This is a genomic window from Aquimarina sp. BL5 (assembly GCF_003443675.1).
In the GTDB taxonomy this organism is placed as follows: domain Bacteria; phylum Bacteroidota; class Bacteroidia; order Flavobacteriales; family Flavobacteriaceae; genus Aquimarina.
Genome location: NZ_CP031963.1, coordinates 2,516,646 through 2,530,915, shown reverse-complemented (window position 1 = coordinate 2,530,915; position 14,270 = coordinate 2,516,646). Strand labels below are relative to the sequence as shown.

9 protein-coding genes are annotated in these 14,270 nt (G+C 31.4%); 8 read left to right on the top strand and 1 reads right to left on the bottom strand.

The features are described from left to right. The first annotated feature begins 1 nt into the window (after position 1). The 8 genes from D1818_RS10915 (at position 2) to D1818_RS10885 (ending at position 12,774) form a co-directional block, all read left to right on the top strand. Positions 2-1,702 carry a helix-turn-helix domain-containing protein gene (locus tag D1818_RS10915; RefSeq protein ID WP_118458879.1) on the top strand — a complete coding sequence of 567 codons (1,701 nt, stop codon included), beginning with the start codon at positions 2-4 and terminating at the stop codon, positions 1,700-1,702. Positions 1,703-1,802: 100 nt separating this feature from the next. After that, positions 1,803-1,958 (top strand): hypothetical protein, encoded by a 156-nt coding sequence (locus D1818_RS25295; RefSeq protein ID WP_158597059.1) that lies wholly within the window; start codon positions 1,803-1,805, stop codon positions 1,956-1,958. A 179-nt stretch (positions 1,959-2,137) separates the two neighbouring features. After that, the gene (locus D1818_RS10910; protein WP_118458877.1) at positions 2,138-4,336 is read left to right on the top strand and encodes a prolyl oligopeptidase family serine peptidase; all 2,199 of its coding nucleotides are present in this window, start codon (positions 2,138-2,140) and stop codon (positions 4,334-4,336) included. A 267-nt stretch (positions 4,337-4,603) separates the two neighbouring features. Continuing rightward, entirely contained in the window at positions 4,604-6,715 is a 2,112-nt protein-coding gene (locus D1818_RS10905) for a prolyl oligopeptidase family serine peptidase (protein WP_158597044.1), read from the top strand. A gap of 217 nt (positions 6,716-6,932) precedes the next feature. Beyond that, positions 6,933-8,603, top strand: a complete 1,671-nt coding sequence (locus D1818_RS10900) for a S8 family serine peptidase (RefSeq protein ID WP_118458873.1) — start codon at positions 6,933-6,935, stop codon at positions 8,601-8,603. 14 nt (positions 8,604-8,617) lie between these two features. Continuing rightward, a complete protein-coding gene (locus tag D1818_RS10895) occupies positions 8,618-10,276 on the top strand; it encodes a S8 family serine peptidase (RefSeq protein WP_118458871.1) in 1,659 nt (552 codons plus the stop codon). Positions 10,277-10,403: 127 nt separating this feature from the next. After that, a complete protein-coding gene (locus tag D1818_RS10890; RefSeq protein WP_162897273.1) occupies positions 10,404-10,559 on the top strand; it encodes a hypothetical protein in 156 nt (51 codons plus the stop codon). Positions 10,560-10,578: 19 nt separating this feature from the next. After that, entirely contained in the window at positions 10,579-12,774 is a 2,196-nt protein-coding gene (locus D1818_RS10885) for a prolyl oligopeptidase family serine peptidase (protein ID WP_118458867.1), read from the top strand. Here D1818_RS10885 and D1818_RS10880 read toward each other — a convergent pair. After that, complete coding sequence (locus D1818_RS10880; protein ID WP_118458864.1) at positions 12,764-13,993, bottom strand: site-specific integrase; 1,230 nt, start codon at positions 13,991-13,993, stop codon at positions 12,764-12,766. The genes D1818_RS10885 and D1818_RS10880 overlap by 11 nt on opposite strands. Positions 13,994-14,270 lie beyond the last annotated feature (277 nt).

The window sequence follows — 14,270 nt, the reverse complement described above, 5'->3', positions numbered from 1 at the left end:
TATGCTTAATTCATTGAATTACTTCAAATATTTATTGATTTTATTGCCAGAAATTATTTTTTCTAGTCAAAGGAAAAAGGTTGATGATTCTTTAAAAATCAAAACATTCACTTATTTAAAAGAATCTTTTGAAAATAACAAGTTTTCAAACCCTGATTTAGCAGTTCTGTATGCAGAGGTTTATCTGGAAAAGGCAAAATCGAAAAATGATAATATTGAAATTGCAAAAGGGTATGAACTTTTTTATAAATTAAACCGTACAAATTCTAACGCTCTGGTGTATTCTGATAGTATAATTTCTCTAACAAAGGAATTGAAAGATTATGTTTATCCTGCTAGGGGTTATTTTTTGAAAGCGGCTTATTATTATAGACAAAGTAATTACGATTTAGCGCTAGAAAATTATTTGTTAATGGAGAAATTTGCCAAGTTAAATGGTAATCCATTTCAACAGAATAAGGTTAAGCATTCGATGGGGCTTCTTAAAAATGCAAGTGGGGAGGAAAAGCAGGCAGTTCCTTTATTTGAAGAGTATTATAATTTTATAAAAGATCATAAAGATACTCATCAAACAGAATATTTGGTGTCATTAATAGCTCTTACGGATGCATATGTCAGAAAAGAGGATTTTGGATCTGCTAAAGAAACAGCTTTTTTAGGCATAAAGGAAAGCTACCAGGATTTGGATAAAAGATTATATTCTTCATTCTTGCTATCACATGGAATAGCTGATTATTATTTAAAAAAAACAAAAACTTCTATCGATACTCTTAAAAAGGCAGAAAAGCTTCTATCTAAAGACTTGAATAACAATGATGTAGGTGATTTATTGGTAACCTATTTATATTTAGCAAAGGCTTATGATTTTAAGAATGATAAGGCTGAAAGTGTAAAATATCTTGTTAGTGTTGATTCTCTTGCTCAGTCTAAAGATGTCGTTTATCAGGAGATTAGAGATGCGTATGGGCTATTGATTGATTACTATAGAAAGGTTGATGATAAAGACAAGCAGCTGAAATACATAGAAAGATTGTTAAGTGTCGACAGTATTCTTTATAAAAATGAAAGATATTTATCCAAAAATATTTTAAAGAGTTACGAAACTCCTAAGTTGTTATCTGAGAAAGAAAAAATTATTCAGGACTTGGATGAAGAGAAAGGAACTTTTAGACTTTTGTCAATTTTCATATCTGTTTTGTTGTTAATCACAATCAGTATCATTCTTTATTTAAACAAAAAGAGAAAAATCTATAAAGAAAGATTTAGCGATTTAATGTCTAAGGAATCCAAAAGTGAGATAAAACAAAAAGAAATAAAGATTAATTCGGATCAAATTGGGATTCAGGATTCAGTTATAAATGAAATTCTTACCGAGATTAACAACTTTGAGAAAAACCACGGTTTTTTAGAAAAAGAAATTACTCTAGTAAAAATAGCAAAACAACTTAATACAAACTCAACTTATCTATCTAAGATAGTTAATACCTATAAGGGAAAATCCTTTAACAGTTATATAAATGATTTGAGAATTGACTATGCTATCGAAAAAATCAAAAACGACAAGAAGTTTAGGTCTTACTCAATAAAAGCAATAGCTATTGATTTGGGTTTTAGAAATTCTGAATCTTTTTCAAAAGCTTTTTACAAAAATACTGGGGTTTATCCTTCTTACTTTGTAAAACAAGTGCAGAAATCAAATTAAATGATGACAGAATAGGTCTGATTTTATAAATTCCGACTAGTAAATCAATTCGGTAAACAAAATATTTAATTAAGTTTGACGAAATTTAAAAACTATAAAAATGAAAAAAGAGACGAAGGGAAAACTTACCATTAAGAAAATTCAAGTAGCTAGACTGATAAGTTTAGATAAAATTTATGGAGGGCGTGATGGGCATTGTAATAGACCAGGCACTAAATTAACTAACGAAACAAAACACACTGACGATTGTCCTTAAATCAAATTTAAAGAAGCTAATAAAAGTTACTTTCTGGAATATTTAAACAAGAAATTTTTAGAAAGTGACTTTTTTAATAATCATTGTTTTGCCTTAACGATTATTAGTATTAATAATAAATTTGTTTCAGGTTAATATCAAAGAGCATCTTATATTATATAAATCACTAATTATACTCAATGAAAATATTCTCAATTACAACGATAGTCGTTTTATCATTTTTAATCTTCGGTTGTGAAGAAGATATTGAAAAGAAAGATAATTTATCCATTCCCTCCGTGGAGGTTGAAGATTTATATTGTGGGATTAAAATTAAAGATTCTTATCGCAACTTTGAAAATCTAAAAGATACAGCAGTTGTAAATTGGTTTAAAAACCAAACAAAAAGATCAAAAGAATTCATTGAGACTATTCCTGGATATAAGGACTTAAAAAATCGAATGAGTCAATTAGAGAAGAGAAAAGAATCATCGATCAGTAATTTGCGAGTAACCAATCAAGATGAATATTTTTATTTAAAAAAGAATAAAGCAGATAAAAGCTATAAGGTGTTTTTCAAACAGAATATAAATTCTAATGAAGTCTTATTATTTGATCCTGCTACCTATAAAAAAGAATTGCAAAAGGATTACGTTGTTAACTACATAAAACCAAGTTGGGATGGTGAGTTTTTGGCCATATCTTTAACTTCTGGAGGTTCGGAAATAAGTGAAATGGTTTTTATGGAAACTGGTACAAAACAAATCTTGTCTAACACAATTACAAATTGTTGGCCTTCCGAGTTTGGTTTAACCTGGCTTCCGGATAATAGTGGTGTAATATATCTCCATTTACCCACAGTAGATAATACCTCTAACGATTTTTTATTGAATACAAAATCTGTTCTTTATAAATTGAATAATGATCCAAAGAAGCTAAATATAATATTATCTAGAGAAACTCATCCAGAACTTAATTTAAATCCCGAAGATTTTCCAGTAGTATATTTGTCCAATCAGAATGATAAATATTTTTATGGATTCGCTGGAGGTTCTTCCGGATATAGTAATACCTTTTATGTTGATTCCAATGATTTAGGAAAAACTGATAAAATTAAATGGAAAACACTTTTCAATGGAGATAGTGGTATAAGCTATGGTAATTTTCTAGATGACGATTATTATTTATATGTTTCTTCTAAAAATGCATCTAATTTTAAAATAGAAAAAGCAAAAATTACTGATAAGGGATTAGTTGATAAAACAATAATTGTACCTGAACAACCTGATGAAGTGATAACAGATTTTCAAGCAACGAAGGATGGAATTTATTATACCACTTCTAAGAATGGAGTTGAAGCTAAGTTATACTTTTTATCTAAAGGGTCTGATAAAACGAATAATATTAAATTACCTATTAAATCTGGAAGAATCAGATTAGATATAAAAGGTTTGGAATATGGTGATATATGGGTTAATATTAGGGGATGGCTTAATGATTCGAGAAGGTATTATTATGATCTAAAAAACGATAAATTTATCCTTCAGGAAATTATCGAACCTATTGAATATCCTGAATATAAGGGTTTTGTAGTGGAAGAAATTGAGATAGCCTCGCATGATGGAGTTAAAGTTCCTGTTTCTTTAATATACAAGGAAGAATTATTGAAGAATAAAAATACACCTATTCTTTTCTACGGTTACGGTGCTTATGGAAGTTCGATTGATCCTTTTTTCTCAACCAGATATCTTTCATGGGTTGAAGAGGGAGGTGTTTTTTGTGTAGTACATGTTAGAGGAGGAGGAGAAAAAGGAGAGGAATGGCACAAAGCGGGTTATAAATCTACGAAGCCTAATACTTGGAAGGATCTTATTTCAGCAGTTGAATACATGATCAAAGAAGGATATACATCGAATAAAAACACTGCAGTTTTTAGCTCAAGTGCTGGTGGTATTCTAGTTGGAAGAGCTATGACCGAAAGGCCGGATTTATTTGCCGCATCCATGATTCGTGTAGGTAATTTAAATCCTTATCGACGAGAATTTTCTCCTAATGGGGCTAATAATGCAAAGGAATACGGATCAATTAAGGATTCGTTGACTTGTAAAGATCTCTTATATATGGATCCATATCTGCATTTGAAGCCTAACACAAAATATCCTGCTACTTTTCTTACAGCAGGAATGAACGATGCAAGAATTTTGCCTTGGATTCCTGGTAAGTTTGCTGCGCGTTTAATGGAATATAACACCTCAACTAAGCCAGTTTTATTTGATGTTGACTTTGATGGAGGTCATGGATTTGGAGAATCTGATGAAAAAGGAATTATTGAATATGCTAGTATTTTTGCATTTGGCCTTTCACAAACAGGACATCCTGATTATCAGCCTAAAAAGTAGTTTTATTTAAAGAATACTGTTTCAAAGACTTAAATTGGAAAACTCCAAATTGCAATTCTATCAAAAGATCAGCAGTATGTAGTTTTTGGAGGGGATGATGACGACAACAGCGAATTAACTGTATTTACGGTACAGACTAATAATGAAAATTGTGATAAATAGTAACCTTTTAATGCATTAAGTTTCGAAAAATAAACTTAGCACTTATTATATTTACATCTTATGAGATACATGTTTGTTATTGCTATTATTTTTTTTTCAAGTTGTATGGATTCCGTGAAATCACCTAAGTTCAAAAAGCAAAATATATCGGAAATTCATTTTGGACAACAACTTTCGGATCCATATAGAGCTCTGGAAAATTTAGACGACTCGCTTGTAAAAGGTTATCTTAAGGAATATAACGAATATAGTAACAATTTGTTAGGTGGATTAGAACAAAAAAAACAACTTATTAAAGACCAAAACGTTTTTGAAAAAAGAAAAGGAATTGCTTACAGAAAAATACAATATGTGGATGATAATATCATCTATTTAAAAAGAAAAGCTCAAGAAAATTATTTCAAATTATGTTTTATCAATAAAAGTAAAAACAGTAATGAAATCCTTTTATTAGATCCAAAAACAATAGATCAAGATTACAAGATTAATTATTTTAAACCTAGTTGGGATTTTTCGCACGTAGCTATCAGTCTTACAAAAAATGGTGATGAGTTTTCCAAAATAATTGTTTTAGATGTTAAAAATAGAAATGTACTACCAGTCGAAATTATCAATTGTGCCCCGACAGTATCAGGAGGAATAAATTGGTTACAAGATAATTCTGGTTTTATTTATTTAAGGTTCAGTGGTAATGATTCCTTAGAAGACAAATTTCTTAATTCCAAATCTGTAATTTATACGTTGGGAGAAAAAGGGGATAAATTTCAGGATGTTTTTTCAAAAAAGAATAATAAAGAAGCATCTATACAATCAAATAATTTTCCTGTTGTTAAAGTTTATAAAGATGTGGATAAATATCTTTTTGGCCATGTTGCTGGAGCAGGATCTTATCACGACGCTTATTTTAGGAAATACTCAAGTCTTTCGTTAAATTCAAAGTGGAATCTTTTATTCGAAAAGTCAGAAAAGATAAAAGATTATTTTCTAAAGGGAGATACTTTAGTGTATAAAACCGCAAAAAATGCTTCTAATTTCAAAATTTGTAAGACTTCAATTGTACATCCAGATTTTAGTAATTCAGAAGTAATTGTAGGTGAAAAACAAGATCAAGTAATTCAGGACTATATTGATATAGATAATAATTTTTTCTATAGTACGGTTAAAAATGGTGTTGAAGCTAAAATGTTTACAATTTCATCAAGTGGGGATGAAAAAGAAATTTCGATTCCAATGGCTTCAGGTAAAATATCTTTTGAAAAAACAAATAGAACCAATCTCTTAGCAGTATATCTTCAAGGTTGGATTACACCAAAAACTAGGTATTTATATGATATAAATACATTAGAATTCATAAAAGATTCGAATTATCCCGCTAATTTGGATATTGGATTCGATGATTTGGTTGTGGAAGAAATATTAGTTAAATCTTCTGATGGAAAGGAGGATATACCTTTATCGCTTGTTTACAAAAAAGGACTTAAGAAAGATGGTACCACACCTGTACTGATGAGGGCTTATGGCTCTTATGGAATAAGTATGACACCCAATTTTTATTATGGTTTTTTATTGTGGGCTGAAAAAGGAGGAATTTATGCTGTAGCCCATGTCAGGGGAGGAAGAGAAAAAGGAGATGCTTGGTATTATGGAGGTTATAAAACCACTAAACCTAATAGTTGGAAGGATTTTATTGATTGTACGGAGTATCTGATAGATAATAAATATACTTCAAGTACTAAAATGGCTATATGGAGTGGAAGTGCAGGAGGAATTGTTATTGGTAGAGCTATTACTGAAAGACCAGAATTATATGCTGCTGCAATTATTGATAGAGGTTGTCTTAATACAACTAGATTGCACGTTGGTGCTAATGGTGCTAATAATGCAAGGGAGTTTGGAAAGTATAGTGATTCTATTGATTTTAAAAATTTGTACAAGATGGATTCTTATCATCATATTGAGAGAAATGTTAAGTATCCATCTATGTTAATAACTACAGGCTTTAATGATTCAAGGTTGCCTCCTTGGCATTCAATAAAGTTTGCAACGAAATTAAATAATTCAAAACCATCAGATAACCTTGTTCTTTTAAAAACTGAATTTGATTCTGGACATGGTATGGTTTTCGATAAGAAAGATAAAGAGTTTAACATGGTTGCAGAAGTTCTTTCCTTCGCTCTATGGCAAACTGGGCATCCGGATTATCAACTGAAAGATTAGCGTTTAAGAATTCAATCAAGATATACGCCAGTATCGTTCAATAGGTACTGGTTTTTTTATGGTTGATATACTGTATTGCAAACTATTGTAAAAGCATTAAAATAAAATAATCAATAAAAACTTCAATTTTATAGGTAACATATCCCCTTATCAGTACACTTACTAGTACAGTATAGACCTAAAAAAGAAAAGTAGGCAATTAAAACAAAATCATCCCATGAAAAAAATTTTAAAGCTAACCATACTGATTTTTCTGGGGTATCAATGTCCACTAGCAGCACAGACGACCAAGGCGTCTTCTGCGAATAAAAAAGGTCTAATCATATCAAAAACGCTATCCAAAGAAGAACTAAAAACCTGGTATCATAAAGATTTTGCAGAGGATACTATCCCAGGTGTAAGTTTAGAAAAAGCATATAGAGAAATTATAAAAGACAATAAAGGACAAGAGGTTATTGTTGCAGTGCTAGATACAAAGCTAGACATTCATCACGAAGATCTGAAAGATCAAATATGGCGCAATACTGATGAAATCCCTGATAATGGTATTGATGATGATAAGAATGGCTATATCGATGATAGTAATGGGTGGGATTTTCTAAGTAATACCAAAAGTGAATTTGTAAAATATGAGCATTTAGAAAGTACTAGGATAGTTAAAAAATATAATACTCTTTTTAAGGGTAAAAAGGCGAACCAAGTATCTGATCAAGATCAAAAATCTTATGGGTTGTATACAAAAGCTTATAAAAAATGGGAAAGTGATATTGTCGAAAATAAAGAAAGCCAAAAAAATATTCAGCTGCTTAAAGATGCGATCATATATGGTACAACCTTATTAGATAGTATCTATCCCAAAAAAGAATATAAGCTTGTGGAATTAGATAGTTTATTACAGGTGTATGAAAACGATTCGATTGCCAAAAATGCTATAGAAGGAGTTCAAAAAGGGATACGATATGACCTTACCCCAAAAGGATTGGACGTATATATCAGCAATTATAAAAATAGAGAAGAAACAATTCTCCGTGTAGATCATAACGAACGAGCGGTACCGGGAGATAATCCCGATGATATTAATGATAACCACTATGGAAGTCCTGTAGTGTATGGAGATGTGCCTTTTCAGCACGCTACCGCAGTTGCTGGAACATTAGGTGCCAATCGCTCGAATGATTTGGGCATAAAAGGTTTTTCGGATCATATCAAGATAATGCCCGTGGTGATGGTAGCCACCGGTGATGAGCATGACAAGGATGTTGCTTTAGCCATACGTTATGCAGTAGACAATGGAGCCAAGGTGATCAATATGAGTTGGGGTAAAACTCTATCGCTACACGAAGATTGGGTACAGAATGCCATTAGATATGCTGCGGAGAAAGATGTACTTTTAATAACAGGAGGAGGAAATAATAATATGAATAATGATCTTCAAAAATCGTATCCAAATGATTATACCAAGGAAAAAGAGTTCGTTGATAATTTTATTGTTGTTGGTGCCAGTACCTGGGATTTACAAAATCTGAGAGCTAGTTTCTCTAATTATGGAAAAAAGCATGTGGATGTTTTTGCTCCTGGAGTTGATATGTATACTACAAAGTATGGTAATGATGCCTACACTTCTACCAGAGGTACATCTCTTGCTTCTCCTGTAGTTGCCGGAATTGCAGCTTTGATAAGAGCTTATTATCCTAAACTTTCTGCAAAAGAGGTAAAACAAGTTATCTTGGATTCTGGAACTCGTTATGACTTTGATGTAGTCGTACGAAAACAAAAGGACGAAGGTAGTACAATGGTTCCTTTCTCCGAACTCTCTAAATCCGGTAGAATAGTGAATGCTTATAGTGCATTACTTTTAGCAGATCAGATTTCTAAAACTAAAAAATAGATATTCGAACACTTATGAATGAAACCCTTTTTAGCAAAGAGTTACGTATACTGTTTTTCTACTTTGTAATTTTAACGCCATTTAAGTTTAATGCACAGGTTCAGAGTACTAAAAATGATTCTTCCGAAAATAAAAAAACAGATCCTTGGTATTTTAAAGATGTAACGAAAGATTCTGTTTTTGGAATAAGTTTAACTGAGGCCAACCAGGTTTTAACTCAAAAGAAATTAAAAGGTAGAGAAATAGTTATTGCGGTAATTGATACAGAAATAGACATTAATCACGAGGATCTCAAAGATCAAATATGGCATAATCATAAAGAAATACCTGATAATTCTATGGATGACGATGATAATGGTTACATCGATGATATTGATGGATGGAATTTTTTAGGGAATACTAATGGAGAAAATATAATTCACTCCAATTTTGAAATTACCAGAATTGTCAGGAAGTATCAGGAAAAATTTGAAGGGCTTAACATAGATCAAATTAAAGTTCCAGATACTTCAAATTTTAAGTTGTACAAAAAAGCAAAAAAAGCTTATGATGATCAACTTAAGGAAGCCAAATTTAATTATGATTATGTTAAAAATATTGATCTAAAATACAAAACCGCAAGAAAAGAATTAACGGCTTATTTTCCTGATAATGATTTCAGTAAAGAACATTTGGATAGCATTAAAATAGATACTACAGATAGTAACTTAAAAAAGCATTATCTAGCTGTAAAACAAATGATTGATTATAAAGTGACGCAAAATCAAATTGATCAAACGCTTAGTATTTATAAGAACTATTTAGATTTCTATCTCAATCTGGAATATGATGAAAGAATCCTGTTATCCGAGGACAACAAGAAAAATTCTAACTACGGTAATCCTAATGTTTCTGGGAATACCGATAAGTTATATCACGGAACTTTAGTGTCTGGTGTATTAGCCGCTAATAGAAATAATCAATTGGGTATAAAAGGTATATACGATAAAATAAGAATTATGCCATTGTGCATATCTTCAAATGGTGATGAATATGACCAAGACATAGCTCTAGCTATTAGATATGCTGTTGATAATGGAGCTAAGGTGATTAACATGAGCTCGTCAAAAGATGTTTCAATGTATAAAAAAATGGTATATAATGCTTTACAATATGCCTATGAAAATGATGTTCTCTTCGTAAGATCTGTAGGTAATGACAATTTAGACTTAGATCAAGAACAAAATAGATGCTATCCAGAAAAAAATAAAAACTACGATTATAATAAAATTTTCATATCTGTTGGAGGTTCTACCGAAGGAATAAATAAAAGTTTAAAGGCTTCCTTTTCTAGTTACGGTAAAAATTCTGTTGATATCTTCGCTCCCTCCGTCAATATAAAAACGACTAGCATAAATAACGAATACACCATGGATGAAGGTAACTCGATGGCTGCACCAATAGTTTCTGGCATTGCTGCGCTTTTATGGGGATACTATCCTAATTTAAGTGCCGTTGAAATAAAGGATATTATTATGAAATCTGGTAGGGATTATAAAAATAGTGTAGAAATCGAACAACAAGATGGAACTAAAATACAAATCCCCTTCTCGGAACTTTCTAAATCCGGTAAGGTAGTTAATGCATATAATGCATTATTATTGGCGGATAAATTATCAAAAAGCAAAAATTAGTAATATTTATTATAGTTTATATTAAAATGAAAAAAATATTCTTTGTGTTTTCAATGGTTTCTATTTCTTGTTTCGCTCAGGATATAGATATCCTAATTTGAATGCTTCAGATGTAAAAAATATAATCATGAATTCAGGTAATAGTTATCATTTAAATGTTACAATTCCAGGCAAGAGGAAAAGTCCTAAAATTCCATTCTCAGAACTTTCTAAATCCGGTAAGATAGTAAATGCTTATAATGCGTTAATTTTAGCAGAGCATATTTCTAAAGTCAAAAAATAGATATTTAATTCTGGTACTTATGAAAAGAATTTTGTTTTATAAAGGTTTATTTAGTATTCACATTTTATGTTTATTTATTGTTTCATGTGATAATAAATCAAATACGATAAACAAACCTCCAATAGCACCATCTGTATCAGCTGTAGATACGTATCATGGTCAACAGGTAGAAGATCCCTACAGGAATCTGGAAAACTTGAAGGATTCTACTGTACTAAATTGGTTAACGGAACAGGGAGATTATGCATTTGATTATTTAGAAAATATTCCCGGTAAAAAAAAGATCATTGAGCAGTTACAATCGTATGATAAAAAACAAAACTTTTCATATACATCATTTAAAAGAACCAAAGGAGGAATTCATTTCTACAGTAAAACTATTGGAGATGAAAAAGTAGCAAAACTTTATTATAGAAAAGATTTTGAAGATGAAGAAGTTTTACTATACGATCCTTCAGATTATGCTGAGAAGGAACAATATAGAATTAGCTATATCCAACCAGATCGCAATGGAAAAAAAATTGTAATATGTTTAGGTGAAAAAGGCCAGGAGCTTTCGCAAGGTCTAATAATGGATGTTGCTACTAAACAAATATTACCTTTAAAATTAAAAAATGTATTGCATTCGTTTATTGGGGTTAGATGGCTATCTGATAGTTCTGGGGTTTTTTATTTGTATTCGCCTATTACTGATCCAACGGATAAAAATTTCTTACTTGACACTAAAACAGTTTTGTGTAAAATAGGTCAAAACCCTGTAACTATTTTTTCTAAAGACAGTAAAGTGGAAAATAACATAAACCCAGAGGATTTTCCTTTGATATACAACTATGACGCTAAGGATGGGTATCTGTTTGGTGTAGTAGGTGGGTCAGACTCTTTTTATGATATTTATTATGCTAAAGAATCCGATGTGGTGTCAAATAACGTATCCTGGAAATTATTATTTAAAAAAGAAGATAAAATAAAAAGATTTAGGGCTACCAGTGAAGGAGATTTAATTTATCTATCTTCTAAAGATGTCGTCCATAATCAAATATTAAGGACTTCTATGGAAAATCCTGATTTGGTTAATGCCGAAATTCTTGTCCCTGAGAAAAAGGATGCAACCATTATCACATTTGCATTAACAAAAAGTGGGTTGTTTTATACTACCTTAAAGAATGGAGTAGAAGCTAAATTATATTTTGTGACCCACCGAGGTGAAGAAAAAGAAATTATCCCACCCAGACAATCTGGAAACATTAGTATTGGTTCTTATGGTCCTGATAGTGATTTTTTAAGAGTAATTACTCGAGGCACAACCTCTCCTTCTGTTAATTATTTCTATGATGTTTACCAAAATGAGTTTAAAAGAGATCTGTTTATCCCTGTCAATGAATATCCGCAATTTGATAACATTGTCGTTGAACAAAAGGAAATTCCATCTCATGATGGGGTTAAAGTTCCTATTACCATCATTAGAGATAAAGACCTTAATAGGGATGGAGATACTCCTACTTTATTTTTTGGGTATGGATCTTACGGACAAATGGCAAGAGCTTCTTTTAATCCAAACTTTCTAACCTGGGTTCATAATGGAGGCATTTTGGTTTTTGCCCACGTTAGAGGAGACGGATATAAAGGAGAAGCCTGGCATAAAGCAGGGTTTAAAATGACCAAACCCAATACTTGGAAAGATATGATTGCCACCACTGAATATATGATTAAGGAAGGCTATACTAATCCCGATAAAACTGCCTTATGGGGCTCAAGTGCTGGAGGAATCTTAGCAGGAAGAGCTATGACGGATCGACCGGATTTATACAAGGCGGTTATCATGACATCTCCAGCATTAAATATGGTTCGTTCTGAGATACAACCCAATGGAAAAAATAGTATCAAAGAATTTGGAACTGTAGCAATAAAAGAAGAGTTCGAAGCACTATTAGAAATGGATTCTTACCATCATATTAAAAAAGGAGTGGAATATCCTGCTACTTTAGTCACAGGAGGTATGAAGGATGGGCGTGTAGTTATCTGGGATCCTGCAAAATTTGTAGCAAAATTACAAGCATATAATGCTGCAGATACTCCTATTCTTTTTGCAGTTAAGACGGATGAAGGGCATTCTGGATCAAATTCAGGTAAAATGGCTGCATATGAATTGTATGCAAATACTTTTTCTTTTGCATTATGGCAAATGGGATACGAGGAATATCAACCTAAAAATTAATAACACTATCAAGAGCTTCATCGGTATCTTTATGAATGAAGTTACCTTGATATCCAATAGTGGTGGTCAAATGAGAATGTCTGTAGAGTTTTTGAAGCATCTGAGGAGATATTTTATCACCCGCAATATTACCAAAAGAATGTCTTGCAATGTGGGTAGTCACTTTTTTATCAATTTCTGCTTGGAGAGCAATATCTTTTAGATATTTATTGAACTTTTTAACAGCGGTTTTTACTTTGGCATTGATATCTTTTAGGTCTTTTTGATTGGCTTTTTTTAGCTCAGGAAAAATATAATCGTGTTTACTTTTTTTGTCGTGGCGATAATAATTGATGATAGACTTTACTTTATCAGATAATTTTAAGGAGTCTACTTTATTGTTCTTATTCATTCTATAAATAATACGATCATCTTGTATATCGGACCATCTAACATTTAATACATCAGAGATTCTTATACCAGCTAGGTAAAAAGAAAAAAGAAAAACATTACGGGTATGCCAAATAGGAGAGTAGTGTTCTAATTCTAATGATTCAATTTCGGAAATCTCCTTTTCATCTAATCCAATCTTGACTGTTTCGGGAAACTTGATCTGGATTCTGTTTTTTCCGAAAGGGTAATCTTTTTGGTCAGCTCTTCTTTCGGTAATTGCTCGGTTAAATAGTGTTCTAATTACTACAAACGTATTCATTACAGATCTTTCTGCAGATGTGTTACCTCGTTGATTAGTTTTGGTAAGTATATATGTTTTAAAACGTTTTAAAAGCGCAGTGTCGATTTCATGAAATTGAATGTCTGAACCTTTAAGAAATTCTTTAAATAATTTTATCCTACTACTGTCTGGGTTTGCTCTGTTGAATTTCCCTTGTGTCCTGAGTTCATTTATATATTCCTCTGCTAGCTTAAAAAATGAACTATCTTTTCTCCCGTCTTTAAGAACATTGACAATATCTGTAGATGTAAATGATTTTCTTTTGGTTTCAAATTCAAGGATGAAATCATTTGCTTCTGCTAACTTTTGTATGATTCGATGATTTAATCGTTGTGCATTAGGATGTGATTTTTTAACTCTCATTTGATTACTATCCCAATGTTTTTCTGACAGCCAATCAAAAAACAAATAACTCGCTTTTCTATTGTGAGTAATTCTAAGTGATAGAAGGAGTGTCCCATCTTCTTTTTTCTTGCCTTTATATAACATTAGTTTGGTAGTAGCCATACAGATATTTTACTTTTATAATGCAAATATAATCAATCTGGTTTCAACATAGTTTCAACATTTTACGGTTTTCCTTGGTTTTTTATGATTTTTAAAAAACCTTGTAAGTATTGATTTTGCTAGTGTTATTGGGGCGTTACGGTTTTTTTTGGTTTTTTTGAGACTGTCAAAATTTGGACTTAAAATCCAATGTCCATTAGGACGTACGGGTTCAAGTCCCGTCCCGAGTACTTAAAGCCTTCTTAATCTTTTGATTTTGAAGGCTTTTTTGTTTTAA